This window comes from Kitasatospora sp. NBC_01302 (assembly GCF_035976515.1).
Classification (GTDB): domain Bacteria; phylum Actinomycetota; class Actinomycetes; order Streptomycetales; family Streptomycetaceae; genus Kitasatospora.
In genome coordinates, this window is record NZ_CP108404.1 from 8,106,223 (window position 1) to 8,130,141 (window position 23,919).

Genomic DNA, 23,919 nt, shown 5'->3' on the forward strand with positions numbered 1-23,919 from the left:
CACAGCGGGACGCAACCGACCGGGACGCGGCCACCACGCCTGCTTCGCTGCGCTCGCCTGCCGCCGACGGCTGCCTCGCCAGGTCTCCGTGCGGCGGAGAGTGCGCCAGTACGAGTCCCGTGACCTGGATGAACTCGCCTCGTAATGCTCGTAGTTGAGTGACGGCCACGGCAGGTCGCTGCTCACCGGGGGCCTGGTTCGGCTACCGCTGGGACACCCGCCCTCGTAACCCCCGCATCCGTTGATCTACGCTGACCGCACATGGGAACCGTGACAACTTTCTGGTCCTTCGCCGTGGTCGTGGGTCTGCTGACCCTGACTCCCGGTCTCGATACCGCGCTGATCCTCCGCACAGCCGCGCTGGGGCGACGCCGTGAGGCATGGGGAGTCGTGCTCGGTATCCAGACGGGAACCCTGGCTTGGGGAACCTTGAGTTCCCTCGGCGTCACGGCCCTGCTCGCGGCCTCGCGCACCGCCTACGACGCCGTACGCCTGGCCGGTGCCGCGTACCTGCTGTGGATGGGCGCGCTGATGCTGTGGAACAGCCTGCGCCGACGCCATGGCGCGGTCGAGCCCGACCCCGCCGAGGAGAAGCCGGCGGGCCCGGCTGCCGGGCTGCTGTCGGGCTGGCGGCGCGGGGCACTGACAAACGTGCTCAACCCCAAGATGGGCGTGTTCTACGTCGCCGTCCTGCCGCAGTTCATCCCGGCCGGCGCGCCGCACCTGGCCATGGGCGTGGCCCTGACCTGCGTGCACGTCGCAGAGGGGCTGATCTGGTCGTCAGTCCTGGTGGCCTTCGCCCATGTGCTCCGCAGCTGGTTGAGGCGGCCGGTGGCGCAGCGGGTCCTCGACCGGCTCACCGGCACGGTCATCATTGGCTTCGGCGTGAAGCTGGCCATCGGGGACTGACCCTGGATGTCCAGCCGGAGGGTGGCCGGCCTTCGCCTGGATAGGAGCGGAGCAGATCCTGGCGAAGGACGGCCGACGCCATAGGGCCTCGTGCGGGTCGTGCCGGTCGGTCAGGCGAGCGCTGTCGCCGGCCGGCGTGGGGTGGCGGTGGCGGTGGCGAGGGACAGGAGTTGGTCGCGGGCGGCGGTCAGGGAGTCTGTCGCGAGGTCGGTGAACCGGGCGAGGTCGGGCATGGCTGCGGCGCGGGTGAGTTCGGCGTGGACGAAGTACAGGTTCTCCTCGCGGATGCCGAGGTCGCCGAAGTACATCCGCAGGTAGGGCGCCTGGTGGTCGAAGGGCTCGCGGGGGGTGCCGGGGCCGTAGCCGCCGCCGCGGGCGGTGGCGATGACCACGCGGGTGTCGCGCAGCAGGTGTTCGCCGGTCCGGGGGGCGGTGTAGGCGCCGGGGAAGGAGATCCGTTCGATCCAGGCCTTGAGGGCGGCGGGCACCGTGAAGTTGTACATCGGGACGCCGAGCAGCAGGGTGTCCGCGGCCAGCACCTCCTCGACGAGCGGCAGGGTCAGGGCCCACTCCTGCTGCTCCGAGGCGTCCTGGGCCTGCGCCGCCACCTCGGCCGGCGGCACGGTGCCCTGCTCGGCCAGGCGCCGGCCGAGGGTGACGAAGCCGGGGCCCAGCAGCGGCACGGGGTCCGCGGCCAGGTCGCGGTAGCGGTAGCCGGCCGTGCCGTGCTGCTCGCGCCAGGTGTCCGCGAACAACGAGGTCAGCTGTCGGCTGACCGAGGGGCCGTTGGGGCCGGCGGTTGCGTCCAGGTGCAGCAGGGACGGGGTGTGGTTCATGGCTCTCTCCTGTCACTTCGGCGCGATAGCGCACGTCATACGGGTAGACGGAGTGGGCCGAGGAAAGGTGACCGATGCACGGCACGCGTGGCGGGTACGGCGAGCACGAGGAGCTGGCCAGGCGGTTCGAGGAGCAGCGCGACCGGCTGCGTGCGGTCGCCCACCGGCTGCTGGGGTCGGCGAGCGAGGCGGAGGACGCCGTCCAGGAGGCCTGGCTGCGGCTGGGCCGGGTGGACGGGTCCCAGGTGGAGAACCTGCCTGCCTGGCTGCGGACGGTGGTCTCGCGGATCTGCCTGGACCTGCTGCGCTCGCGCGTGGCGCGCCGCGAGGAGCTGGTCGGGCAGCAGCCGCCGGACCAGCCCTGGGAGGACGGTGCCGGGCAGGCCGCGGACCCGGAGCAGGAGGCGCTGCTGGTGGAGTCGGTGGGCCGCGCCCTGCTCGTGGTGCTGGACCGGCTGGGCCCGGCCGAGCGGGTCGCCTTCGTGCTGCACGACATGTTCGCCGTCCCGTTCGAGCAGATCGCGCCGATCGTGGAGCGCACCCCGGTCGCCACCAAGAAGCTGGCCAGCCGGGCGCGCCACCGGGTGCACGGCGTGCCCGTGCGGCCCGCCGGGGAGCTGGCCGGGCACCGGCGGGTGGTCGAGGCGTTCCTGGCCGCCTCGCGCGGCGGCGACCTGGCGGGGCTGCTCGCGGTGCTGGCCCCCGATGTGGTGCGCCGGGCGGACCCGGCCGCCCTGCCGGCGGGAGTGGCGCTGCAGTCGCGCGGGGCGCGGGCGGTGGCCGCCGAGACGCTGGTCTTCGGGCGCCGGGCCCGGTGGGCCGCGCCGGCCCTGGTCGACGGGGCGGTGGGCGTGGTGGTCGCGCCGGGCGGCCGGCTGGTGCTCGCCCTCGCCGTCACGGTCGTGGGGGAGCGGATCGCGGCCTACGAGGTGATCGCGGACCCGGCGCGGCTGGCCCGGCTCGAGCTGGCCGTGCTCGGGGACTGATGGCTGGCGGGAGGCGGGAGGCGGGAGGCGAGGGACGGGAGGCGAGGGGCGGGAAGCGGGAGGCGGCGGACGGCCGGAGCGGCGGTTCGGTGCGGCCGGAGGCACGATGGAACGAGGCCGTCCGGCCGGCGGCCTGGTTCCAACAGGCACGGAGGTGGTTGCGGTGGCAGCGGGCACTGGTGAGTCGCCGAGGGCGTCGGGATCCTCGGCCGTGGTGCATCCGATACGTGATCTGCTGCACGGGCTGTACGAGATGCGCCCGATGACGGTCTGGATCCTGGTGGGTTTCTCGATGGGACTGGGCCTGGTCGGCGCGCAGGTGACCACCCCGTGGCTGCTGGCGCTCTTCTCCGTGTTCTGGGGTGTGACGGTGCTGGCGATCCTGCTCCTGGTGGCCCGCAGTCTGGTGGAGCGGGGGAGCCACCACGGGCCGCGTCGCATGGCGCACTGAGAACAGGAGGCCGGGAGTAGGTCACTGAGAGTGAGGGGCTGACCCGGCCGACGGTGGGCCGCGTGGGCCCGGGCGTTTCACGAGGAACGCCCGGGCCCCGCGGCCCACCGTCGTGCTGTCCGGAAGACGCTGTCCGGAGCACTCTCCCCGGAGCACGCTGTCCGGAACACTCCGTACCGTTCCTGTCCGGCCGGGCACCGGACGTTCGCAGCCTGTTCACCGTATGCCGGCGACGCAACGCCTGACATGTGCGGCAGAGTCGTCCCGGACCGGTCGAACCATCTTCCGTGGCACAGCGAGGAACTGACGGAGAGGCAGGAACCCCATGTCCGGATTGACCCGACGCAGGCTGCTCGGTGCGGCGGCCGGTGTGGCCGGGGGCGCGGCGGCGATGACGCTGCTGCCGCCGAGTGTGCAGCAGGCGGTGGCGGCCGGGGTGCCCCGGCGCGGCTCACTGCGCGACGTGGAGCACGTGGTCCTGCTGATGCAGGAGAACCGTTCGTTCGACCACTACTTCGGCACCCTGTCCGGTGTCCGCGGCTTCAACGACCGGAACGCGCTGCGCCTGGACAACGGCCGCTCGGTCTTCTACCAGCCGGACAGCGTCAACCCGGACGGCTACCTGCTGCCGTTCCACCTGGACACCCGCACCACCAGTGCCCAGGCGATCCCGTCCACCAGCCACGCCTGGGCGGTGCAGCACCAGGCCTGGAACGGCGGCAGGATGGACCAGTGGCTGCCGGCCCACCGGGCCGCGGACGGCGTCAACGGGCCCTACGTGATGGGCTATTACACCCGCGACGACATCCCGTTCCAGTTCGCGCTGGCGGAGTCCTTCACCATCTGCGACCACTACTTCTGCTCGGTGCAGGGCCCGACCTGGCCCAACCGCCTGTACTGGATGACGGGTTCGATCGACCCGGACGGCACCGGCGGCGGCCCGATCATCCAGAACTCCGCGCCCACGCCGCTGACCTGGACCACCTACGCCGAGCAACTGGAGGCGGCGGGGGTGAGCTGGAAGGTCTACCAGGAGGCCGACAACTACGGCACCGACGTGCTCTCGCTGTTCGCCAGCTTCCAGAACGCCAAGCCGGGCGACCCGCTGTACGACAAGGGCATGACGGCGCAGCCGACCGGGACCTTCGAGGACGACGCCCGCAACGGCCGGCTGCCGGCGGTCTCCTGGATCCTGCCGACCAGCTACCAGTCCGAGCACCCGGACTACCTGCCCGCCGCCGGCGCCGACTTCGTCGCCTCGAAGATCGAGGCGATCGCCAGCAACCCGGAGCTCTGGGCGAAGACCGTCTTCATCCTCAACTACGACGAGAACGACGGCCTGTTCGACCATGTGGCCCCGCCGGTGCCGGACGACCCGGACACCGAGGGCGAGTTCATCCAGGGGCTGCCGATCGGCGGCGGTTTCCGGGTCCCGTGCATCATCGTCTCGCCGTGGACGGTGGGCGGCTGGGTCGCCTCGGAGGCCTTCGACCACACCTCGGTGCTGCAGTTCCTGGAGCGGTTCACCGGGGTCACCGCGGCCAACGTCACCGACTGGCGGCGGCAGACCTTCGGCGACCTCACCTCCGCCTTCCAGTTCCGTACCGGCACCTCGCGGGCGCCCAAGCTGCCCGGCACCGCCGCCCAGCTCGCGCTGGCCGAGCAGGAGGTGGCCACCAACCCGAAGCCGACGCTGCCTGGTGCCGCCCAGCAGTTCCCGCGCCAGGAGCCCGGTCACCGCCACCACGTGCCGCCGCAGCGCGGCTGATCCCGATCCCCGGCAGCGTGGCCGCCCGGCATCGTGCCGGGGCGGCCACCGCACCTCACCGGCGCTCAGGCGCCGGGCTCGGCGGCGTCGGGGGGCGCCGTCCCGGGCAGCAGTTCGCTGCGCCACTTGCGTGCGTAGCGCTCCACCAGGTGCCGCAGCACGGTCACCGTGGTGGCCACGTCCGGCGCGGGGATGCCGTCGAGTGCGTTCACCAGGCTGGTGATGTTGGCCTGTTTCAGACGGTCGAGCATGTCCTGCCCCTCGTCCGTGAGGGCCACCTGGCGGGCCCGGCGGTCGAGCGCGTCGGGTGTGCGCTCCACCAGCCGCTGGGCCTGCAGCCGGTCGATCTGGCGGGTGACGTGGGAGGGCTCGACCATCATCCAGGCGGCCAGGTCACCCACCCGGCTGGCCTCGGTGGCCTCGGCGAGCGCGCGCAGCAGGTAGATGTCCGAGCGGGCGGCGGTGATGCCGGCCCGCGCGGTCTGGTGCTCGTGCGTCTGCGAACGGGTCAGCAGGTAGGCCATCGAGGCCAGCACCGCCTCCAGTTCCGAGGTGGCGGCCTGATTGTCTGTCGCGTCCGGCATGGGGGAACTTTAGCGAGCCCGCCCCGTGCCCGGTCGCCACTGGCCGGGTTCCGGCCCGGCGTGGGGGCTCAGGCGGGGGAGCCGGCGGTGAAGTCGACGTCGGCGGTGTTGACGGTGCCCGCGGTCCGGCCGGGGGCCGCGTGGTACTGCCAGTACAGGTTGGTGTGGGCGATGACCTGGTCGGGGGAGGGTGCGCCGAACCGCGTCAGGTCCTCGGTGGTGTGGGCGTCGCCGACCAGCGTCGCGTCGTAGCCGCGGGTGATCGCGCCGTGCAGCGTCGAGCGGATGCACGCGTCGGTCTGCGCCCCCGAGACGAAGAGCCGGCCGATGCCGCGGGCAGCGAGCACCGCCTCCAGGTCGGTCTCCTCGAAGGAGTCGCCGTAGGCCTTCTGCACCAGCGCCTCGGTGTCGAGTCGCACCAGCTCGGGCACGTACTGCCAGGTCTCACTGCCCGTCGGCAGCTCGTCGCTGGTGTGCTGGACCCAGACGACGTCGACACCGGCCGCGCGGGCCTTGTCGACCAGTGCGGCGATGTTGCCGATGACGCGGTCGCGGTCGTGCGCCTGGTCCACGACGCCGTTCTGCACGTCGATGACGATCACGGCGCTGTTCGGTCGGTCGGTGAGCGTGCTCATGCTTCCCCCAGATGCGGTTCGTACGGTCCGAACCAGCCTAGCTCTTGACCGGTTTTCGGACAGATTCCGGTCGCACTCGAATGGCTCTTTCGCCACCACGGACCGCGAGTTAGCGTGACGGTGGGTTAGTTGCTTAGGGCATGTAACTGTCCTGGGCGTTATCCGCTCCGAGAAGGGAGCCCACGATGGCCACCGCCGCCTCCACCCCCCACCTCACCGCCCCCGAACCCCGGGGAGCCTGTCCCTTCGCCCCGCCGCCCGCCTACCAGCAGGCCCACCGCGAGGAGCCGATCAGCCGCATCTCGCTCTGGGACGGCTCCACCCCCTGGCTGGTCACCCGCCACGAGGACATCAGGACGGCGCTCGGCGACACCCGCTTCAGCGCCGACGCCACCCGCCCCGGCTTCCCGTTCCTCAGCGCCGGCGCGAAGGAACTGAGCACCGGCCGGCCCACCCTGATCCGGATGGACGACCCGGAGCACTCCCGGCTGCGCCGGATGCTCACCGGCGACTTCATGATCAAGAAGGTCGAGACGCTCCGTCCCGAGATCCAGCGGATCACCGACGACCTGCTCGACCGGATGACCGCCGACCAGTCGACCGCCGACCTGGTGGCCGAGTTCGCGCTGCCGCTGCCGTCCCTGGTCATCTGCCTGCTGCTCGGCGTCCCCTACGAGGACCACGACTTCTTCCAGCAGCGCAGCCGGATCCTGCTGCGCCGCGACTCGGACCCCGGGCTGGTGCGCACCGCCCAGGACGAGCTGGCCGACTACCTGACCAAGCTCACCGAGACCAAGCGCACCGCGCCCGACGACGGCATCCTCAGCCGCCTGCTCGCCCGCGGCGAGCTGACGGTCGACGAGATCGCCACCACCGCACGCCTGTTGCTGATCGCCGGGCACGAGACCACGGCGAACATGACCGCGCTCTCGGTGCTGGCCCTGCTGCGCAACCCCGAGCAGCTGGCCCTGCTGCGCGACCACCCGGAGCAGGCCCCGCACGCGATCGAGGAGCTGCTGCGCTACCTGACCATCGTGCACTCCGGGCTGAGCCGGGTGGTCGCCGAGGACCTGACGCTCGGCGGCGTCGAGATGCGGGCCGGCGAGGGCGTGCTCCTGCTGCTGAACACGGCGAACCGGGACGAGCAGGAGTTCCCGGCGGGCGACGACCTGGACCTGACCCGCGACGCCCGCCGGCACGTGGCGTTCGGCTTCGGCGTCCACCAGTGCCTGGGCCAGCCGCTGGCCCGGCTGGAGCTGCAGGTCGCGCTCACCAGCATCCTGCGCCGGCTGCCCGAACTGCGGCTGGCGGTGCCCTTCGAGGAGCTGCGGTTCCGCCACGAGATGCTCGTCTACGGCCTGCACGAGCTGCCGCTCGCCTGGTGACGGGCCGTCAACAGCTCTGGATCTTCCCGGGGCCGCCTCAGTAGCATCATCAAGTACCAGCCGAAACAGTCAAGTTACGAACAACGTCACGTTCCGAAGGGAAAGCCATGCGCGTCCACATCGACCAGGACAAGTGCTGCGGAGCCGGACACTGCGTGCTCGCGGCGCCGGAGGTCTTCGACCAGCGGGACGAGGACGGCATCGTCGTCCTGCTCGACGCCGAGCCGCCGGCCGAACTCCACCAGGCCGTCCGCGAGGCCGCCGGTGTCTGCCCCGCCGCCGCGATCCGCCTGGAACTGGTGTGACCGCACTGCGCGAGGTGGCCGTGGTCGGCGCCGGCGCGGCGGGGCTGCACGCCGCCGAGGAGCTGCGCCGGGCCGGCTACGACGGCCGCCTCACCCTGATCGGCGCCGAGCCCGAGGCGCCCTACGACCGCCCGCCGCTCTCCAAGCACCTGCTGAGCGGCGCCTGGCAGCCGGACCGGCTGGCACTGCGCGGCCCGGAGGCACTGAGCGAGCTCGACCTCGACCTGCGCCTCGGGGCACGTGCCGAACGCCTGGACCGGCACGAGCGCACCGTGCACCTGGCGGACGGCGGGCGGGTGCGCGCCGAGGCCGTCATCCTGGCCACCGGGGTCAGGGCGCGGCGCCTGCCCGGCGCCACTGGGCCGCTGGCCGGCGCCCACGTGCTGCGCACCCTCGCCGACGCGCTCGCGCTGCGCGAGGAACTGCGGCCGGGGGTACGGCTGCTGGTGGTCGGCGGCGGACTGCTCGGGGCCGAGGCGGCGGCCACCGCGGTCGGCCTCGGCGCGGAGGTGACCTGGCTGGTCTCCACCGCCACGCCGCTGGCCGGCGTGCTGGGCACCGAGACGGCCGCGCTGCTGGCCGATCTGCACCGCGAACACGGGGTGCGGATCCGCCAGGGGGTCGCCGAGCAGGTCACCCGGCAGCAGGACCGGGCCACCGGGGTGCGCCTGGCCGACGGCTGCGAACTGGCGGCCGACGTCGTGCTGATGGCGATCGGCTCGGAACCGGAGACCGGCTGGCTGGCGGGCAGCGGCGTGCCGCTGGAGGACGGTGTGGCCTGCGACGCGTACTGCGCCGCCGGTCCCGGCGTCTGGGCGGCCGGCGACGCCGCCGCCTGGCCCGATCCGGGCAGCGGCCGGCGCCGGCGGGTCGAGCAGCGCACCAACGCCACCGAACAGGCCGTTGCCGCCGTCCACAACCTGCTGGCGGGCCCCGACGGTGACCGCCGGCCGTACGAGCCGGTCCCGTACCTGTGGACCGACCAGTACGGCCTGCGGGTGCAGGCCTTCGGCAGGCCGGCCGGCGCCGACAGCTTCGCGGTGGTCGACGGCAGCCTGGCGGAACGGAAGTTCGCCGCCGCCTGCGTGCGGGACGGGCTGGTCCGCGGGGCGGTCGGGATCGGTGCCGCGCGGGCGCTGCGCACCCTGCGCGCGCAGGTGGCCGCCGGGAGCCCGTGGCCGGCGGAGCAGTGAGGCGCCGGGTGCGCGGCCGGGCGTCATGAGCGTGCGGCAGGACGGTGCGGGTACCGTCCTGCCCCACGCTCACCCGCCGGCGGCCGGGCGCCGGTAGCTGCGGCCGTCCCGGGTGCGGGTGAGCCGGCCGCTCTCCACCAGGTAGCGGCGCAGCGCCGAGCAGTCGTCGTGCACGGTGCGCAGCGCCTCGTTGACCTCGGGCTCGCTGTACTCGCGCGACGGGTCGAAGAAGGTGCCGGCGAGGTGGTCGAGCAGCGCGTCGCGGCGGGCCGCCTTGCGCGGGATCGTCGTCAGCCGGCCGTGCTGGAAGAGGGGGGCCAGGCTCGCGGGCGGTTCGTACATCGGTCTCTCCCTGCACAGGACGGTGCCGTTCGGCGGTCTCCCGGTGAGGCTGCCAGAGCGCAGTGCCCCGGGGCATCCGGTTTTCCACCGCGAGCCGGTCAGGCGTCGATCCATCGGTAATGGGTGGTCAGCCGTCCCCCGTCGTCCAGGACGTGGAAGGCGAGCGCGGGCGGCTGGTCGAGGTGGACGTGGTCCTCGGCGTGGGCCCGGTGCTCCCAGGGGAGCCGGAGGGTGGACACCACGCCCGGTGCCACCAGCAGCGGGCGACCGGCGAAGGTGGTGGCCGCGGGGGTGTGGGCGTGTCCGCACAGGAAGGCCGTGAGGTCGGGGTGGCGCTCCACCAGTGCGCCGAGCCGTTCCGCGCCGAACTGGCGGATGCCGTCGACGAAGGGGGTGTTCAGCGCGGCCGGCGGGTGGTGGAAGCCGACCAGGACGGGCACCCCGGGCGGGGCCTGGGCCAGGACGGACTCCAGCCAGGCCAGCGTCCCGTCCTCCAGGTGACCCTCGTCCTTGCCCGGCACCGAGGAGTCGCACAGCGCGATGACGGCGCCGGCGGTGTGGCGGACCTGGTTGACCGGTGCCGTCGAACCCGGCAGGCCGAGCAGGTGCTGCCGGAAGGCGGTGCGCTCGTCGTGGTTGCCGGGGCAGACCATGACCGGGTGCCGGGAGGTGAGCAGCCGGCGGGCCCGCTCGTACTCGGCGGGCAGCGCGTGGTCGGCGATGTCCCCGGTGACCAGGACCGCGTCCAGGTCGTAGGGGAGGCCTTCGAGGTGGTCCATGACGGCCTTGGCGCGCTCGGTGCTGCGCTGCCCGCTGTCGATGTGGAGGTCGCTGAGGTGGGCGATCACGATCACGGCCGGGGTCCCTTCCGTTGCGGTTTCGACCTCGAACCTAGGGGCCCACCGGACCAGGAATAAGATCCAGTCGCATGCCGAATGATTGGTCCGGTTCCCGGGTCGACCTGCACATCGACCTCGACGCCACGGGCGGGCGGCGCGCCGGCCTGGAAGCCGCGCTCCGGGCGGCGATCCGGGAGGGACGCCTGCCGGCCGGAACGCTCCTGCCGTCCACCCGCGGGCTGGCCCGGGACCTCGGACTCTCGCGCGGCACGGTCACCGCCGCCTACGACCAACTGGTCGAGGAGGGGCACCTGACCACCCGGCCGGGATCGGGCACCACCGTGGCCGAGGTGCCGCAGCCCGCCCCGGTCCCCGCCCGCCCCGCACCCGCGCCGCCGGCTCCCCGCCACGACCTGCGCCCCGGGCTCCCCGACGTCAGCGCCTTCCCCTCCCGGGCCTGGCTCGCCGCCACGCGCAGGGTCCTGGACCGCGCCCGCCCCGAGGTCTTCGGCGCCGGGGACCCGCAGGGCCGGATCGAGCTGCGCAGCGCGCTCGCCGACTACCTGGGGCGTACCCGGGGCGTGCTCACGACCCCGGACCGCATCGTGATCACCTCCGGCTACTACCAGGGCCTGGGCCTGCTCAGCGGCGTGCTGGCCGCGGCCGGCACCGGCCGGGCAGCCGTGGAGGACCCGGGGCACAACGTCTTCCGCGCGGTGGTCCAGCGCGCCGGGCTCACCACCGTCGCCCTGCCCGTCGACGCCCTCGGCGCGCGGGTGGAGGCCCTGACCCGGGACACCGGTGCCGTGTTCCTCACCCCCTCGCACCAGTACCCGACCGGCGTCCCGCTGCATCCCGGCCGCCGCCGGACACTGCGCGGGTGGGCACGCGCCACGGGCGGCCTGATCGTCGAGGACGACTACGACGGCGAGTACCGCTACGACCGCCAACCCGTCGGCGCCCTCCAGGGCATCGCTCCCGACCGGACCGTCTACTGCGGCACCGCCTCCAAGACGCTCGGCCCCGCGCTGCGCCTGGCCTGGATGGCGCTGCCGCAGCACCTGGTGCGACCGGTGGTGCGGGCCAAGCAGGACGCCGACCTGTACACCGAGACCCTGGGCCAGCTCGTCCTCGCCGAGCTGATCACCACGCACGCCTACGACCGCCACATCCGCGCCGCCCGCCTGCGCTACCGCCGTCGCCGCCGGCTGCTGCTCGATCGGATCGCCGCCGTCCCCGGCCTCGACGCCCACGGTGTCCCGGCCGGCCTGCACACGCTGCTCACCCTGCCGCCCGAGGGCCCCACCGAGCGCCGGCTGCTGGCCGGGTGCGCCGATCACGGCCTCGCCCTGCGCGGCCTCACCGAACTCCACCACGACCCCACCGGCCGCCCGCAGGGCCTGCTGGTCGGCTTCGCCGCCCCGTCCGAACGCGCCTACCCGGCCGCCCTCGACACCTTGCTCGCGGTCCTGTCCTCGAACAGCTTCCAGGACAGGCCCGCGCCTGGCGGGAATTGTGAGACACGGCCTAGCAGGACGCGGGCAGCCGGGTGAGCAGGCGGAAGCGCTGGAGCACCACCAGGGTGTCGTCGGCCACGGTGAAGTGCGGGTCACCGAGCGCCTCGCGGACCTCCGCGCCGTGCCAGAACTCCTCGTGGACCGCCCGCCATTCGGCCACCGTGCGGCAGCCCTCGCCCTCGTCCAGCGCGTGCGCCAGGTCCACCTCGCGCAGCGGCACCACGCGCACCTCCGTCAGCTCGATGACGGCGACCGGGCGCGCGGCGGAGTCGATCACCACGGAGCGCTCGCCGACCTGCGGCAGCGCCTCGTTCTCGTGCTCGAAGTCGGCGACCAGGCCGGTGGTGGAGGTCTTGGAGCCGTCGAGGATCGCGGCGACGAGCTGGTCGCGCAGCGGTCCGGGGAAGGCGAACTCGGCCGTGGGCAGGCCCTCGTGGGCGGGAGCGGGAGCGGCGGTGGGGTCGTCGGTCATGGAGTGAGCCTAGGCGGTGCGGTACCCCGGGCGGGTGCCGCACCGCGCGCTCGGCGGCGGGCGCGCGGGATCAGTGGCCCGGCTTGGCCAGCAGCAGCTCGGTGTTGTGGTCCAGCGAGGTGCCGAGCTTGACCGAGGGCGTGGCGTAGGGGTCGTTGAAGGCCAGCTCGCGGTAGAGCGCGGCGAGGCCCTCGTCGGAGGTGTCCGAGAAGTCGGTGTCGTAGCGGGCGGCCGACTCGATCAGCGTGGTGAAGAGCGAGATGGTGCCGTCGCCGTTGTCGGTGAGCTCGATGATCCGGGCCTGCTGCGGGTAGTCGATGTGCGAGGCGGTGTTGACCTCCCAGAACGCGCGCTCGGGCACGGCGTGGCCGTGGGCGGTGATCCGGTTCTCGTGGCTGTGGCCGTTCACCCAGGCCACCACGTTCGGGTAGCGCTGGAGCAGCGCGACCAGCTCGTCGCCGTTGTGCCGCTTCTCGAAGAGGTGGCGGGGGTCGGGCAGCAGGTTGCCCATGGTGGTGCTGGTGTGGTGGCTGAAGACCACGACCAGGTCGTTGCCGTGGCCGCCGCGCACCGTGCTGCCGTCGGTGTTGTACCAGTGGTCGCTGTGCGCCTGCAGCTGCTGCTCGAGCCAGCTCAACTGCGCGGTGCCGATGGAGCCGTCGGCGAAGCCGGCGGCGTTGGTGGTGTCCAGGCTGATGCCGACCACGCCGTCGGCGATCCGGCAGGTGTAGTAGAGGTTGCCGCTGGCGGCGGCTGCCGCGGTGAAGCCGTGGCCGACCGGACCGGCGCCGGTGTAGGCGGGGTTGAGGTGCGCCTGCGCGAACTCCTTGGTGCTGAAGGGCTTCCGACGGCTGTCCGGGGTGATCTCGCGCACCGCGTCGGCGTCCGTCAGCAGGCGGCCCAGCAGCAGGACGGCCTGGGCCGGGTCGTGCTGGAGCAGGCCGGCCAGCTTGGCGGCGTCCGCGTCGTTGCAGCCCTCGATCTTGCGGTCGCCGGTGTAGAGGGAGTTGAGCAGGCCGAGGTCGGGCAGCGTGCCCTCGATGCTGTCGTCGTGGTTGCCTACCGTGGTGTACCACGGGACCTTCAGGCCGGGTGCCGAGAACGGCCGGCCCGCCGCACCGAGGAAGCCGGGGACCTCGGGGAAGCCGGCCGTCTTGTAGGAGTCCCGGTAGGAGAGTTCGGGGTTCCAGTAGATGCTGCTGCCGGAGTTCTGCACGCCTTCGTAGCGGGTCGGGTCACCGCTGTTGGGGGTCACCTGGCCGCCGCTCATGACCGAGAGGTACCAGTCGAGTTCGATCTGCTCGTGGTTGTCCGTGTTGTCACCGGTGGCCATCACCAGGCTGAACGGCAGGCCGGTGTACGGGCCCGTGCCGAGCGAGTTGACCCGCTCGACCAGCGAGGAGGCGCCGCGCACGGTGAGCGCCTCCTGCGGCCGGTAGGCGGCGTCGTTCCAACGGGCCAGGTACTCGAACCGCATCGGGGACTCGGTGTCCGCCAGGTGCAGGTCGGTGAACTGGACGAAGCTGGCCAGCGGAGTTCTCCGGTCGTCGCGCCCGCTCTGGGCGGCGGCGAGGTCGGCGCGCACGGCCAGCGGCCAGCCGGGGCCGGCCTGCAGGCGCCGGTAGCCGGTGCTGCCGTCGGGCGTGGCCACCTGCTCCAGGGTGGTGCCGGCCACGGTGACGGCACGGGCCGCGGTGCTCGCCAGTGCGCGGTCCACCTCGGCTGCCGAGGCGAAGGCTCCGCCGGCCAGCGAGAGCGCGGCTCCGGCGGTGGCGGCACCGGCACCGCTGATGAACCGGCGTCGACTGAACGGTGACATGAGAACCCCTCCTGACGGTGCGGCAGCCTCCGGGCGGCGACCGCGAGCGGATGCTACTCGCAGGTAGCGTGACCTGCGTAGGCCTGTGCCCGAACGGGATGCCAACAGTGGGAGACGGCTCGGTGGAGGCGGCGCCCGGTGGGTGGCGGGCGTTTCGGGTGAGCCGGCAGATGCGTGCAGATGTTCCCATGCGCCCTTCCTGTTCGATTGATTACGCACGGAGGCGCCGACGGAAGAGCGGTTAATCCTTTTCTCGCCTGTCACATGGGCCTCTTGAGTAACACGATGACCAGATCTTCAGGTAACGGTTCATCGGACTCAGAAAAACCCCGCGCGCCGGTTGTTTCAAAACGTCTATTCACGTCAACATACTTGTCCTGTCGCGCATTCGTCCCATGCTCCGAAAGGAAGACGCCCGTGGCAACCGAGCAGTCCGCCGCGTCCCCCGCCCCAGCCGAGATCGCCGACCCCGCCCCGCTGGGTCTGGCCGGCTTCGCCATGACGACCTTCGTCCTGAGCTGCTTCAACGCCAACCTGCTGGACGCGAAGGTGGGCGCCGTGGTGCTGCCGCTCGCCCTCGCCTACGGCGGCCTGGCCCAGCTGCTGGCCGGGATGTGGGAGTTCCGCAAGGGGAACACCTTCGGTGCCACCGCGTTCAGCTCCTTCGGCGCGTTCTGGCTCTCCTACTACTTCCTGGCGAAGGACGTCCTGCCGGGGCTCGACAGCAATCCGCATACGCACCAAGGGGTCGGGCTCTTCCTGCTCGGCTGGACGATCTTCACCGCCTATATGACGGTGGCGGCGCTGCGGGTCAACGGGGCCGTGCTGGCCGTCTTCGTCTCGCTGACCATCACCTTCGCGCTGCTCACGGCCGGTGCCTTCGGGCCGTACGAGAGCGTCACCAAGGCCGGCGGCTGGCTGGGCCTGCTCACCGCGGTGCTGGCCTGGTACGCCTCGTTCGCCGGCGTGACGGCCTATGCCTTCAAGCGGCCGGTCCTGCCCACCTGGCCGGCCCGCTGAGCGCGCGGGACTGACGACCGGTCCGGGCCGGGCACCGTGGGGCGGTGCCCGGCCCGGACGCGTCGGGCAGCCCTGGCGCCGCGCTGCGCCGCGGCGGCTCCGGCTGCTCGGGGCCGCGCCGCGCCGGGGGGTGTGCCGGGCCGACGGGCCGCGCGGCTCGTACGGTGGAGGGGAGGCCGCCGTCGCGGCCCGACCGGGGCGTCGAGAGGAGCCGTGATGTCCGAGCAGCCGCCGCCCACCGCACCGCGCTGTCTGGTGACCGGGGCCACCGGCTACCTCGGCGGCCGGCTGGTGCCCGAGCTGCTGGCCGCCGGCTACCCGGTCCGCTGCCTGGTCCGCGACCCCGGGCGGCTGCGCGACCACCCGTGGCGCGAGCGGGTCGAGATCGTCCGCGGGGACGTCACCAGGGCCGAGTCGCTGACCGACGCCTTCGACGGTGTCGAGGTCGCCTACTACCTGGTGCACGCGCTCGGCACCGGAGCCGGCTTCGAGGAGCGCGACCGCGCGGCGGCCCGCAACTTCGGCGCCGCGGCGGCCCGGGCGGGGGTGCGGCGGATCGTCTACCTCGGCGGGCTGATCCCGGCCGGGGTGCCCGACGACCGGCTCTCCGCGCACCTGCGCTCGCGCGCCGAGGTGGGGCGCGTCCTGCGCGAGAGCGGCGTCCCGACGATCGAACTGCGCGCCGCCGTGATCCTCGGCTCCGGCTCGGCCTCCTTCGAGATGCTCCGCTACCTCACCGAGCGCCTGCCCGTGATGGTCACTCCCAACTGGGTGGGCGTGCGGATCCAGCCGATCGCCGTCCGCGACGTGCTGCGCTACCTGATCGGCGCCGCGACCCTGCCGCCCGGGCTCAACCGGACCTTCGACATCGGTGGCCCCGAGATCCTGACGTACCGTCAGATGATGCGGCGCTACGCCCGGGTGGCCGGACTGCCGCACCGGCTGATCGTCCCGGTGCCGGTGCTCACGCCCCGGCTGTCCAGCCACTGGGTCGGGCTGGTCACACCGGTGCCCGGCTCCATCGCCCGGCCGCTGGTGGCCTCGCTGCGCCACGAGGTGGTCTGCGGCGAGCACGACATCGCCCGTTACCTGCCGGACCCGCCCGCGCTCTCGGCCGGCGGGTCGCGGGCCGCGGGCGCCGGACTGATCGGCTTCGACGAGGCCGTCCGGCTCGCCCTGCGGCGCACCCGCGACGCGGAGGTCAGCACCCGCTGGTCCTCCGCCTCGCTGCCCGGTGCGCCCAGCGACCCGCTGCCCACCGATCCGCAGTGGAGCGGCGGCAGCCTCTACCAGGACGTCAAGGAGCGGGACGTGGCCGCCACGCCGGAGGCCGTGTGGCGGGTGGTGGAGGGGATCGGCGGGGAGAACGGCTGGTACTCCTTCCCGCTCGCCTGGGCGGTGCGCGGCTGGCTGGACCGGCTGGCGGGCGGGGTGGGGCTGCGCCGGGGCCGCCGCGATCCGGCGCGGCTGCGGATCGGCGACTCGCTCGACTTCTGGCGGGTGGAGGAGATCGAGCCGGGCCGGCTGCTGCGCCTGCGCGCCGAGATGCGCCTGCCGGGGCTGGCCTGGCTGGAGCTGTCGGTCCGCGCGGACGGCCGCGGCGGCGCCTGCTACCGCCAGCGGGCCCTGTTCCAGCCGCACGGCCTGGCCGGACACGCGTACTGGTGGGCGGTGGCGCCCTTCCACGCGACGGTGTTCGGCGGGATGGCGCGCAACATCACCGAGCGGGCGCTCGCGGCGGGTTGAGCGGTCCCGGCGTCCGGCTCGGCGGCCGGTTCGGTGTGCAGGAGGCGCTTGCCCTCGTTGATCTCGCGGGCGGTCTCCGCGGACCAGAGGTGGACCTGGGTGGGGTGGAGGGCCATCGCGGTCAGCACGATCAGCGGGATGCCGGGCAGCGGCGAAGCCCGCCGCCGCTCGACTCGGCGACCCGGTCGTGCAGGTTGAGGTAGTCGAGGCTCACGGCCCCGGATCCGGCGAGGAAGACCACGGTGGGGCCGCCGCTGCCGGAGCGGTGCAGCAGCAGCTGCCGGCCCCCGGCCGTGAAGTGGCGTCCCCGCGGCGGGGTGTTCGGGAAGGCGTTGGTGTTCAGTCCGGCGGGTGACCGGTGTGGCACGGGTGCGCTCCCTCGGCGGTCCGACGACATATTCTCAACTTTGAGAAAGGTATGGGATGTGAGACCTTTTGTCCATGGACACCGTCGACCTGCTGCTGCACCCCGTGCGGCTGCGCATCGTGCACGCCATGTCGGGCGGACGGGCGCTGACCACCTCTCAGCTCTGCGCCCTGCTGCCGGATGTGTCGAAGGCGACCGTGTACCGGCACGTGGGTCTGCTCGCCGAGGGCGGGCTGCTCGACGTGGCGAGCGAGCAGCGGGTGCGCGGCGCCGTCGAGCGGTGCTACCGGCTGCAACGGGCGCGGGCGGTGATCGACGCGGACGCCGCTGCGGCCTCGCCGAACCTGCACCGCCGCGCGTTCGCGGCGGCGATGGCCGCGCTGCTGGCCGAGTTCAACGCCTACCTGGACCGCGAGGGAGCCGACCCCGGCACCGACCAGGTGGGCTACCGCCAGCATGCGATCTGGCTCAGCGAGGACGAACGCGCCGAACTGATCGACGACGTGCGCCGGGCGATCGTGTCCCGGATGGCGAACGGGCCGACGCCCGGGCGCACCCGGCACCTGATCAGCCCGGTCCTCTTCCCCGCCGAGGGTCCCGCATGAGCAACGCCACCGACGGGCGGCCCGCCGGCCGCCCGGATCGGCTCGGGCGCGCCCTGGCCGGCTTTCCGCAGCGGCTCGGGCGTGCCTTGACCGGCTGTCCGCGCCGCAGTCCGGCGACCTTCGGCTACCTCGTCCTGCTCCTGGTGGACACGCTGGTGGTCAAGCAGCTGCTGTCGGCCGCGACCGCCGACAAGGTGCTGCTCGCGATCAGCACCAATGTGGACAACATGGGCCGGCACCCGGTGGGTTCGCTGCTCGGCAGCATGCTGGTGGTCGACGACGGCAGCTGGCTGGACTACCTGCTGATCATCGGCGTCGGCCTGGCCGGCTGCCTGGCCCTGCTGGAGCGCCGGTTCGGCTCGCTGCGTGCGGTCGGCACGGTGCTGGCGGGCCACGTGGGCGCCACCCTGGTCACCACGGCCGTCATCACCGTGGCGACGCGCAACGGGACGTATCCGCAGGAGGTGCGGCACACCCTGGACTACGGCGTCAGTTACGTGTCGATCGCCGCCGTCGGTGCGGCCACCGTGCTGCTGCCGCGCTGGGCCCGGCCGTGGTGGGCGGCGGCTGCGGTGCTGTATCCGCTCAGCTCGGCCGACTGGTACGGGCGGCTGCCGGACTTCGTCGCCATCGGCCATGTCTCGGCCGCACTGATCGGCCTGGCCGTGGCCGTCGTCGGCACCGCCATCGGCCGTCGGCGCCAACGGCGTTGAGGCCGGGCTGCCGGGGCCGGGTGATCCGTCAGCGCCCGGCGGTCCGCGGGTCGGCGTCGCGCTCGGTGAAGACCTCGCGGGCCGCGGTGATGCCGTTGAGCGCGGCCGGGAAGCCCGCGTAGCCGGCCAGCTGCGTGATCGTCTCGACCGCCTCCTCCCGGCTGCCCCCGACGTTGAGCAGCCCGTGCAGGTGGACGCGCAGCTGCGGGGCCGCGGTGCCGAGCGCGGTGCAGGCCGCCACCGACGCCAACTCGCGCTCCTTGAGGCTGAGTCCGCTGCGGCTGTAGATGTCGCCGAAGCAGAACTCGACGGTGTAGCGGCCCAGATCGGGTGCGATGTGCTCAAGGGCGGCCACCACCTGCTCGCCCGCGTGGCCGTCGATCTCCTTGAGGGCCGCGAGGCCGCGCTGGTAGCGCTCGGAGGTCTCCGTCGGGCGGATCCGGCTCTGTGCGGGGTCGCCGAGTCCGGCCTGCTCGGGGTCGGGCCGGTCGGCGAAGGCCTGGCGGGCGACGGTCAGGCCGTTGAGCGCGGCGGGCAGGCCCGCGTAGACCAGCATGTGGATGATCGTCTCGACGATCTCGCGGTGCGTGACGCCGACGTTGAGCGCGCCGTCGATGTGGAAGCGCAGCTGCGGGGCGGCGGTGCCGAGCGCCGTGAGAGCGGCGATGTTGATCAACTGCCGCTGCCGGATGGTCAGTCCGGCGCGGTGGTAGATGTCGCCGTAGCCGAACTCGATGGTGTAGCGGGCCAGGTCGGGGGCGATGTCGGCAAGGCTGCTGAGCACGCCGGGCACGGGGGTGCCGCTGACCTCCTGGAGCAGGGCGAGGCCGCGGTCGTAGCGCGAGGTGGTGGCGGTGGCGGACATGGTGGTCGACCCTCCAGGCGACGGGGGAGGAGCGGCTTCCGGCGCGACTCCCCGAGTGACGGAACGTTCCGTAACGTACAACCAGTTCAAGCCGTCCTGCAAGGCTTTTTGAAACGAAACGTATCGTCACGTTGTGGGGGTAGAGTGAGGCCATGACTCCACAGCCCAGCCCCGCCCGCCGCAGCGCCCGCTCGCACCGCGCGATCCTCGACGCGACCTTCGAACTGGCCGTCCGCAACGGCTATCCGAAGCTCACCATCGAGGCCATCGCCGCTGCCGCGGGTGTCGGCAAGCCGACCATCTACCGCTGGTGGCCGTCCAAGGGCGCGGTGGCGCTGGAGAGCATCAACGAGCGGATGGGCGCCGCCACCGACTTCCCCGACACCGGCGACATCGTGGCCGACCTGGCCGGTCAGATCGAGAACGTGGTGCGGCTCTTCGGCAGCGACGTCGGCGCCGTCTACCGCGGGGTGATCGCCGAGGCCCAGGGGGACCCGCGGGTCGCTGCGGCCGTGCGCGAGACCATCACCGAGCCGCGCACCCGCCAGTGCCAGGCCCGCCTGGAGCGGGCCGTGGCGGCCGGGCAGTTGCGCGCGGACGTCCCCACCCGGTTGGTGGTCGAGCAGCTCTACGCGCCGGTCTACTACCGCTTCCTGCTCGGCACCGAGCCGCTCGACGGCTTCGACGCCCGCGCCACGGTCGAGCGCGTCCTGGAGGGGCTGCGCCCCAGGGTCTGACCGCCGGGGCCGTCGAGCGGGTCAAGTGGCGGCTCAGGCAGCGGGGGTGAGCGCGTCGGTGGCGAGCCGGGCGTGCAGGTGCGAGTCGTGCCGCAGGCCGGTGGTGTCCACGTAGTAGTCCCGCATGGTGCCCTCGGTGCGGAACCCGGCGCGGGTGGCGACGGCGCACGAGGCGGTGTTGAGCAGCGCGTGGTCCAGGGTGATCCGGTGCAGCCCGAGCCCGCCCTGCGCCACCCCGGTGAACGCCCAACCGGCCGCCGCCTCCAGCGCCTTGGCGGCGATGCCGCGTCCGCGGGCCGAGGGTGCCACCCAGTAGGTGACCACCGCCTGGTCGGGCAGCCGGTCCACCTCGCGAACGCTCAACGCGCCGAGCAGCAGGCCCTGTTCGGCCTCGGTGACGGCGAACCACGCGTTGCCCGACGCCCACCCCGCCAGCCGCGGCTCCAGCCAGCGCCGGCCCCGCTCGGCCTGCGGCGCCCCGGTGACGGCCCGGCCCGCGGCCCAGCGCAGGATCTCCGCATCCCGCAGCGCCTCGGCCACGGCGGGCTCGTCGCCCTCGGCAAGGGGCCGCAGCAGCAGCTCACCCGCCGTCAGGGTGCGGGGGGTCAGGGCCCGCGGCGCGGGAGCGGGGGAGGCCGGTGCGGCGGAGGTCGGTTGAGTGGTCATCGTGACGTTCTACCCGATCAAGGTGCCGCCGGGTAGCCGGATTTTCCGGGCCCGCTGGATGTCGGCTGTGGGCCCGACGACCGGTCATGGGCCCTGCGGCGAACGCCTGGTGAACATTGCCGCCATCCCCTGCCACCCGGCGCCGCGAGCGGCCAGGATCACGGCTGACCTCGTACGGCTTGCCCACCCCCGGGCCCGGCACGGGCGCAACCGGGAGGAACACCGATGCCTCGTCGCCAGGCCAGGACGGCCATCACCGTCGGCGCGACCGCCATTGCCGCACTCGCCGCCACCACCAGCCCCGCCCTGGCCGCCGGCCCGGACGACGGCTGGTGGGGCGGCCACCACCGGGGTCCGGTGAGCTACACCGTCGGCGCGCCGTCGGTCGACCGGGTCAAGGGCGGCCCCTGGACGCTCGCCCAGGGCGACCTCACGCTCGGCACCTCGTACAGCAACAGCCTGCCGGTCTACTCCGGCGGCGGCACCGGCACGGTGACCGCGGGCGGGGTGAGCTACCCCAACCTGGCCGTCGACCCGGCCGGCTCCGGCGCGGTGCCGGCCGCCAGCGGCGTGACCGGCAGCCCCGGCCCGCTGACCGGCTACTGCGCGAGCGGCGGATCGGCCCCCGAGACCGGCGCGGTGCTGCGCCAGCCCCAGGGCAGCACGCTGCCGATGCAGCCGTACTACTTCCCCTTCGTCACCAGCCAGGACGGCGGCCGCACCCTCGACGGCCTGTTCGACTACCGCCCCAAGGACGGTGACGAGGCGGTGGTCGCCGCCACCTCCACCGACCACGGCAAGACCTGGAAGTACGCCGGCGAGGCGCTGGAGCAGAACGCCGGGCTGTGCCCCGACGGCAACACCAACGACGACGGCCAGGGCCACGCCTTCGTGCTGAACGTGCCGGACTACGCCGGCACCGGCCACCGCGGCCAGGTGCTGTACACGCTCTCCCGCCCCTCGGGCGACACCCTGGGCACCAACCTGATCGTCCACCACCTCACGCCGAAGGACGGCGACCCGCTGGCCGGCCTGCCCGCCGCGGAGCCGGTCGGCATGGGCGGCGCCACCAGCGCCACGGCGGCCGTCAGCGTGCCGGCCGGCCCCGGCGGCGACGGTGTGACGATCGACGTCGGCAGCACCGCGGACTTCGAGCAGCCGGGTCACTTCTCGGTGGACGGGGTCACGGTCGACTGCAACGACAACGCGGCCACCGCCACCGCCTTCACCGGCTGCACCACCCGCACCCCGGGCGGCGTGCGCATCGCCGCCGGTGACGCGGTCAAGGCCGACGCGGTGATCCCGGCGACCGCGCAGCAGACCTCGGGCCTGATCGCCCCCGACGGCATCATCAGCACCCTGCCGCACTACCCGGGCGCGCCCAAGGGCAGCGTGGCGGTGCTGTACACCGAGAAGATCGTCGACTACTTCACGCCGACCACCACCACGGCCGCCGTCACGCTGCCCGCCGCCAGCATCCCGGTCGCCGACAGCTCGCAGTTGAAGCCCGCCGGCGGGTCGGTCACCGTGAGCCTGGGCACCGCCGCCGGCATCGTCCAGGTCACCTGCACCGGCACCGCGCCCACCGCGCTGACCGGCTGCACCGGCGGCAGCGGCGCGGTGGCCAAGGGCAGCAGCGTCGGGGCCCCCGGCGCGGCGACCGTGCCCTACGCGCAGCTCGCTGCGATCGGCGAGGGCAAGGACAAGCCCAAGTCGCTCTTCGGCAACAACGAGGACTACACCGTGGTGCGCGCCGCCTGGACCACCGACGGCCTGCACTTCACCGACCTCGGCCAGGTCGCCGGCCTGGGCGACCCGACCAGCACCAGCGACAGCGTGCTGCGCTGGATCGGCTCGCGCGGCACCGTGGTCACCAACCCGGACGGCAGCTACGGCCTCTTCCTGTCCGGTGCCTACGCCTCGGACGGCGACAGCGACGCGTTCAACCAGATCTTCTACTCCTCCTCCAAGGACGGGAAGAACTGGTCCGCGCCGCAGAAGCTGCTCGGCACCGACTACACCTTCGCCCCGCTGGCCCGGCAGGCGGCCACCGGCGGTGCCCTGGAGGTGGCCGGCTACTACGCGGGCCGGGTCTACGACCCGACCGTGGTGCAGAACGACAACGGGAGCCTGACCATGGTCTTCGCCGGCTACTCCACCCCCAAGCCGCTGCCCACCACCGGCAGCGTCTACGGCACCGATCCGGCGGCCCGCTACACCGTCGCGGCCGCGGCGCCCGCGGAGTACCGCACCATCCTCAGCGTCACCCTGCGCCCGCACCGCTCCTGAAACGCCACCGCGTGCGGTGCGGGCCCGGTCGGCGCCCGCACCGCACGCGGTGTCACGAGGGGTTCGGCAGCTCAGCGACGGGCCTCGCCGCGGCGGCCGGCGACGAACGGGACCAGGGCGAGGATCGCCACCGTCCAGCCCAGCGTCACCGGGCCGAGGCCCAGGTCCAGGCCGCCGCGGTCGTGCGAGACCGCCATCCAGTCCGCGAACGAGGCGCCCAGCGGTCGGGTCAGCACGTAGGCGATCCAGAAGGCCGGCACGGCGCCCAGGCCCACCAGCCGGTGCGCCAGCGCCGGCAGCGCGATCAGCACGGCGAAGGCGATGCCCGAGGTGAGGTAGCCCCAGCCGAAGGTGGTGGCGGTCAGGTCGCCGACGGCGGTGCCGAGCGCGAAGGTGGCCAGCACGGTGGCCCAGTAGAAGGTCTCCTGCCGCCGGGTGCGGATGCTGCGGATGGAGAGCGTGCCCTCGGTGCGGTACCAGGTGGCGAAGACGGCCACCAGGGCGATCAGGAAGGCCGGTGCCGAGGCGGCGTACGGCACGTGCAGCGCGACGTGCAGGGTGTCGGCCGCCATGGTGCCGAAGACGCTGACCATGACGACGGCGGCCCAGTACACCGCGGCGATGTAGCGCCGCACGGTGAACTGCAGCGCCAGGCAGATCAGCAGGCCGAGGCCGCCGATGCCGACGGCGATGATCGGGTTCAGCAGGTGGGCCAGGAAGTCGGAGGCGGTCTCGCCCATGCCCGTGGTCAGCACCTTGATGGTCCAGAAGGTCGCGGTCGCCTCTGGCACCTTGTTCATCACACGCAGGCCCGCCCCGGCCGGGGTGCTGACGTGCGGATGGGTGGTCGTCATGGGCGGCAGGATGGCA

At 73.2% G+C, this 23,919-nt stretch carries 25 protein-coding genes; 14 read left to right on the top strand and 11 right to left on the bottom strand.

Going from position 1 to position 23,919, the window contains the following annotated elements; genetic code table 11:
- Window positions 1-261: 261 nt before the first annotated feature.
- On the top strand, window positions 262-909 hold the full coding sequence (locus OG294_RS35340) for a LysE family translocator (protein WP_327070641.1): 648 nt from the start codon (window positions 262-264) through the stop codon (window positions 907-909).
- A 110-nt stretch (window positions 910-1,019) separates the two neighbouring features.
- Here OG294_RS35340 and OG294_RS35345 read toward each other — a convergent pair whose 3' ends face one another.
- Complete coding sequence (locus tag OG294_RS35345; protein WP_327070642.1) at window positions 1,020-1,745, bottom strand: FMN-dependent NADH-azoreductase; 726 nt, start codon at window positions 1,743-1,745, stop codon at window positions 1,020-1,022.
- 74 nt (window positions 1,746-1,819) lie between these two features.
- On the opposite strand from OG294_RS35345, the gene OG294_RS35350 reads away from it, so the two are divergent.
- The 3 genes from OG294_RS35350 to OG294_RS35360 all read left to right on the top strand — a co-directional run bounded on the left by OG294_RS35350 (window position 1,820) and on the right by OG294_RS35360 (window position 4,950).
- Window positions 1,820-2,731: a sigma-70 family RNA polymerase sigma factor gene (locus tag OG294_RS35350; protein ID WP_327070643.1), complete on the top strand. Its 912-nt coding sequence runs from the start codon at window positions 1,820-1,822 to the stop codon at window positions 2,729-2,731.
- A 211-nt stretch (window positions 2,732-2,942) separates the two neighbouring features.
- Entirely contained in the window at window positions 2,943-3,182 is a 240-nt protein-coding gene (locus tag OG294_RS35355; RefSeq protein WP_327070644.1) for a hypothetical protein, read from the top strand.
- Between the two features lie 325 nt (window positions 3,183-3,507).
- Window positions 3,508-4,950 (top strand): alkaline phosphatase family protein, encoded by a 1,443-nt coding sequence (locus OG294_RS35360; protein ID WP_327070645.1) that lies wholly within the window; start codon window positions 3,508-3,510, stop codon window positions 4,948-4,950.
- 65 nt (window positions 4,951-5,015) lie between these two features.
- Here OG294_RS35360 and OG294_RS35365 read toward each other — a convergent pair whose 3' ends face one another.
- Together OG294_RS35365 and OG294_RS35370 are read right to left on the bottom strand one after the other, a co-directional pair.
- Window positions 5,016-5,534 (bottom strand): MarR family winged helix-turn-helix transcriptional regulator, encoded by a 519-nt coding sequence (locus OG294_RS35365; RefSeq protein ID WP_327070646.1) that lies wholly within the window; start codon window positions 5,532-5,534, stop codon window positions 5,016-5,018.
- Window positions 5,535-5,602: 68 nt separating this feature from the next.
- Entirely contained in the window at window positions 5,603-6,169 is a 567-nt protein-coding gene (locus OG294_RS35370) for an isochorismatase family protein (RefSeq protein WP_327070647.1), read from the bottom strand.
- Window positions 6,170-6,354: 185 nt separating this feature from the next.
- On the opposite strand from OG294_RS35370, the gene OG294_RS35375 reads away from it, so the two are divergent.
- The 3 genes from OG294_RS35375 to OG294_RS35385 all read left to right on the top strand — a co-directional run bounded on the left by OG294_RS35375 (window position 6,355) and on the right by OG294_RS35385 (window position 9,052).
- Window positions 6,355-7,554, top strand: a complete 1,200-nt coding sequence (locus OG294_RS35375; RefSeq protein WP_327070648.1) for a cytochrome P450 — start codon at window positions 6,355-6,357, stop codon at window positions 7,552-7,554.
- Window positions 7,555-7,661: 107 nt separating this feature from the next.
- Window positions 7,662-7,859, top strand: coding sequence for a ferredoxin (locus OG294_RS35380; RefSeq protein WP_327070649.1), 198 nt, complete (start codon window positions 7,662-7,664; stop codon window positions 7,857-7,859).
- Window positions 7,856-9,052: an NAD(P)/FAD-dependent oxidoreductase gene (locus OG294_RS35385; protein WP_327070650.1), complete on the top strand. Its 1,197-nt coding sequence runs from the start codon at window positions 7,856-7,858 to the stop codon at window positions 9,050-9,052. The genes OG294_RS35380 and OG294_RS35385 overlap by 4 nt, the downstream gene beginning before the upstream one ends.
- A 69-nt stretch (window positions 9,053-9,121) precedes the next feature.
- Here the strand turns inward: OG294_RS35385 and OG294_RS35390 are convergent, their stop codons facing one another.
- Together OG294_RS35390 and OG294_RS35395 are read right to left on the bottom strand one after the other, a co-directional pair.
- Window positions 9,122-9,394, bottom strand: a complete 273-nt coding sequence (locus OG294_RS35390) for a DUF2087 domain-containing protein (protein ID WP_327070651.1) — start codon at window positions 9,392-9,394, stop codon at window positions 9,122-9,124.
- Window positions 9,395-9,492: 98 nt separating this feature from the next.
- Window positions 9,493-10,248: a metallophosphoesterase gene (locus tag OG294_RS35395; protein ID WP_327070652.1), complete on the bottom strand. Its 756-nt coding sequence runs from the start codon at window positions 10,246-10,248 to the stop codon at window positions 9,493-9,495.
- A 74-nt stretch (window positions 10,249-10,322) separates the two neighbouring features.
- Between OG294_RS35395 and pdxR the strand changes: the two genes are divergently transcribed.
- Window positions 10,323-11,786, top strand: coding sequence for a MocR-like pyridoxine biosynthesis transcription factor PdxR (pdxR, locus tag OG294_RS35400; protein ID WP_327070653.1), 1,464 nt, complete (start codon window positions 10,323-10,325; stop codon window positions 11,784-11,786).
- Here the strand turns inward: pdxR and OG294_RS35405 are convergent.
- Both OG294_RS35405 and OG294_RS35410 read right to left on the bottom strand, forming a co-directional pair.
- Window positions 11,761-12,222 (bottom strand): ASCH domain-containing protein, encoded by a 462-nt coding sequence (locus OG294_RS35405; RefSeq protein WP_327070654.1) that lies wholly within the window; start codon window positions 12,220-12,222, stop codon window positions 11,761-11,763. The two genes, pdxR and OG294_RS35405, sit on opposite strands and share 26 nt — an antisense overlap.
- A 70-nt stretch (window positions 12,223-12,292) precedes the next feature.
- Window positions 12,293-14,041 carry a TIGR03767 family metallophosphoesterase gene (locus tag OG294_RS35410; RefSeq protein ID WP_327070655.1) on the bottom strand — a complete coding sequence of 583 codons (1,749 nt, stop codon included), beginning with the start codon at window positions 14,039-14,041 and terminating at the stop codon, window positions 12,293-12,295.
- 417 nt (window positions 14,042-14,458) lie between these two features.
- Here OG294_RS35410 and OG294_RS35415 point away from each other — a divergent pair, with 417 nt between their 5' ends.
- Together OG294_RS35415 and OG294_RS35420 are read left to right on the top strand one after the other, a co-directional pair.
- Window positions 14,459-15,061 carry an acetate uptake transporter gene (locus OG294_RS35415; RefSeq protein ID WP_327070656.1) on the top strand — a complete coding sequence of 201 codons (603 nt, stop codon included), beginning with the start codon at window positions 14,459-14,461 and terminating at the stop codon, window positions 15,059-15,061.
- A 216-nt stretch (window positions 15,062-15,277) separates the two neighbouring features.
- Window positions 15,278-16,807 carry an SDR family oxidoreductase gene (locus OG294_RS35420; protein WP_327070657.1) on the top strand — a complete coding sequence of 510 codons (1,530 nt, stop codon included), beginning with the start codon at window positions 15,278-15,280 and terminating at the stop codon, window positions 16,805-16,807.
- A gap of 130 nt (window positions 16,808-16,937) precedes the next feature.
- On the opposite strand, the gene OG294_RS35425 is transcribed toward OG294_RS35420, so the two are convergent.
- Window positions 16,938-17,174 carry a hypothetical protein gene (locus tag OG294_RS35425; RefSeq protein WP_327070658.1) on the bottom strand — a complete coding sequence of 79 codons (237 nt, stop codon included), beginning with the start codon at window positions 17,172-17,174 and terminating at the stop codon, window positions 16,938-16,940.
- A 74-nt stretch (window positions 17,175-17,248) separates the two neighbouring features.
- Here OG294_RS35425 and OG294_RS35430 point away from each other — a divergent pair, with 74 nt between their 5' ends.
- Together OG294_RS35430 and OG294_RS35435 are read left to right on the top strand one after the other, a co-directional pair.
- Window positions 17,249-17,779 (top strand): helix-turn-helix domain-containing protein, encoded by a 531-nt coding sequence (locus OG294_RS35430; RefSeq protein ID WP_327070659.1) that lies wholly within the window; start codon window positions 17,249-17,251, stop codon window positions 17,777-17,779.
- Window positions 17,776-18,492 carry a rhomboid-like protein gene (locus OG294_RS35435; protein WP_327070660.1) on the top strand — a complete coding sequence of 239 codons (717 nt, stop codon included), beginning with the start codon at window positions 17,776-17,778 and terminating at the stop codon, window positions 18,490-18,492. Before OG294_RS35430 ends, OG294_RS35435 begins: the two co-directional genes overlap by 4 nt.
- Window positions 18,493-18,520: 28 nt before the next feature.
- Here OG294_RS35435 and OG294_RS35440 read toward each other — a convergent pair whose 3' ends face one another.
- The gene (locus OG294_RS35440) at window positions 18,521-19,357 is read right to left on the bottom strand and encodes a carboxymuconolactone decarboxylase family protein (RefSeq protein ID WP_327070661.1); all 837 of its coding nucleotides are present in this window, start codon (window positions 19,355-19,357) and stop codon (window positions 18,521-18,523) included.
- Between the two features lie 152 nt (window positions 19,358-19,509).
- On the opposite strand from OG294_RS35440, the gene OG294_RS35445 reads away from it, so the two are divergent.
- Window positions 19,510-20,094 (top strand): TetR/AcrR family transcriptional regulator, encoded by a 585-nt coding sequence (locus OG294_RS35445; protein WP_327070662.1) that lies wholly within the window; start codon window positions 19,510-19,512, stop codon window positions 20,092-20,094.
- A 33-nt stretch (window positions 20,095-20,127) separates the two neighbouring features.
- On the opposite strand, the gene OG294_RS35450 is transcribed toward OG294_RS35445, so the two are convergent.
- The gene (locus OG294_RS35450) at window positions 20,128-20,760 is read right to left on the bottom strand and encodes a GNAT family N-acetyltransferase (protein ID WP_327070663.1); all 633 of its coding nucleotides are present in this window, start codon (window positions 20,758-20,760) and stop codon (window positions 20,128-20,130) included.
- Between the two features lie 225 nt (window positions 20,761-20,985).
- Between OG294_RS35450 and OG294_RS35455 the strand changes: the two genes are divergently transcribed.
- The gene (locus OG294_RS35455; protein ID WP_327070664.1) at window positions 20,986-23,049 is read left to right on the top strand and encodes a hypothetical protein; all 2,064 of its coding nucleotides are present in this window, start codon (window positions 20,986-20,988) and stop codon (window positions 23,047-23,049) included.
- Between the two features lie 71 nt (window positions 23,050-23,120).
- Here OG294_RS35455 and OG294_RS35460 read toward each other — a convergent pair whose 3' ends face one another.
- Window positions 23,121-23,903 carry a COG4705 family protein gene (locus tag OG294_RS35460; protein ID WP_327070665.1) on the bottom strand — a complete coding sequence of 261 codons (783 nt, stop codon included), beginning with the start codon at window positions 23,901-23,903 and terminating at the stop codon, window positions 23,121-23,123.
- Between the last annotated feature and the right edge of the window lie 16 nt (window positions 23,904-23,919).

What these genes read in the sequence shown, in the direction of transcription:
- OG294_RS35345 (WP_327070642.1), bottom strand. Translation starts at nt 1,745, where the DNA reads ATGAACCACACCCCGTCCCTGCTGCACCTGGACGCAACCGCCGGCCCC.
- OG294_RS35435 (WP_327070660.1), top strand. Translation starts at nt 17,776, where the DNA reads ATGAGCAACGCCACCGACGGGCGGCCCGCCGGCCGCCCGGATCGGCTC.
- OG294_RS35410 (WP_327070655.1), bottom strand. Translation starts at nt 14,041, where the DNA reads ATGTCACCGTTCAGTCGACGCCGGTTCATCAGCGGTGCCGGTGCCGCC.
- OG294_RS35460 (WP_327070665.1), bottom strand. Translation starts at nt 23,903, where the DNA reads ATGACGACCACCCATCCGCACGTCAGCACCCCGGCCGGGGCGGGCCTG.
- OG294_RS35440 (WP_327070661.1), bottom strand. Translation starts at nt 19,357, where the DNA reads ATGTCCGCCACCGCCACCACCTCGCGCTACGACCGCGGCCTCGCCCTG.
- OG294_RS35445 (WP_327070662.1), top strand. Translation starts at nt 19,510, where the DNA reads ATGACTCCACAGCCCAGCCCCGCCCGCCGCAGCGCCCGCTCGCACCGC.
- OG294_RS35360 (WP_327070645.1), top strand. Translation starts at nt 3,508, where the DNA reads ATGTCCGGATTGACCCGACGCAGGCTGCTCGGTGCGGCGGCCGGTGTG.
- OG294_RS35370 (WP_327070647.1), bottom strand. Translation starts at nt 6,169, where the DNA reads ATGAGCACGCTCACCGACCGACCGAACAGCGCCGTGATCGTCATCGAC.
- OG294_RS35455 (WP_327070664.1), top strand. Translation starts at nt 20,986, where the DNA reads ATGCCTCGTCGCCAGGCCAGGACGGCCATCACCGTCGGCGCGACCGCC.
- pdxR (WP_327070653.1), top strand. Translation starts at nt 10,323, where the DNA reads ATGCCGAATGATTGGTCCGGTTCCCGGGTCGACCTGCACATCGACCTC.
- OG294_RS35365 (WP_327070646.1), bottom strand. Translation starts at nt 5,534, where the DNA reads ATGCCGGACGCGACAGACAATCAGGCCGCCACCTCGGAACTGGAGGCG.
- OG294_RS35380 (WP_327070649.1), top strand. Translation starts at nt 7,662, where the DNA reads ATGCGCGTCCACATCGACCAGGACAAGTGCTGCGGAGCCGGACACTGC.
- OG294_RS35340 (WP_327070641.1), top strand. Translation starts at nt 262, where the DNA reads ATGGGAACCGTGACAACTTTCTGGTCCTTCGCCGTGGTCGTGGGTCTG.
- OG294_RS35405 (WP_327070654.1), bottom strand. Translation starts at nt 12,222, where the DNA reads ATGACCGACGACCCCACCGCCGCTCCCGCTCCCGCCCACGAGGGCCTG.
- OG294_RS35390 (WP_327070651.1), bottom strand. Translation starts at nt 9,394, where the DNA reads ATGTACGAACCGCCCGCGAGCCTGGCCCCCCTCTTCCAGCACGGCCGG.
- OG294_RS35420 (WP_327070657.1), top strand. Translation starts at nt 15,278, where the DNA reads ATGTCCGAGCAGCCGCCGCCCACCGCACCGCGCTGTCTGGTGACCGGG.
- OG294_RS35450 (WP_327070663.1), bottom strand. Translation starts at nt 20,760, where the DNA reads ATGACCACTCAACCGACCTCCGCCGCACCGGCCTCCCCCGCTCCCGCG.
- OG294_RS35375 (WP_327070648.1), top strand. Translation starts at nt 6,355, where the DNA reads ATGGCCACCGCCGCCTCCACCCCCCACCTCACCGCCCCCGAACCCCGG.
- OG294_RS35350 (WP_327070643.1), top strand. Translation starts at nt 1,820, where the DNA reads ATGCACGGCACGCGTGGCGGGTACGGCGAGCACGAGGAGCTGGCCAGG.
- OG294_RS35430 (WP_327070659.1), top strand. Translation starts at nt 17,249, where the DNA reads ATGGACACCGTCGACCTGCTGCTGCACCCCGTGCGGCTGCGCATCGTG.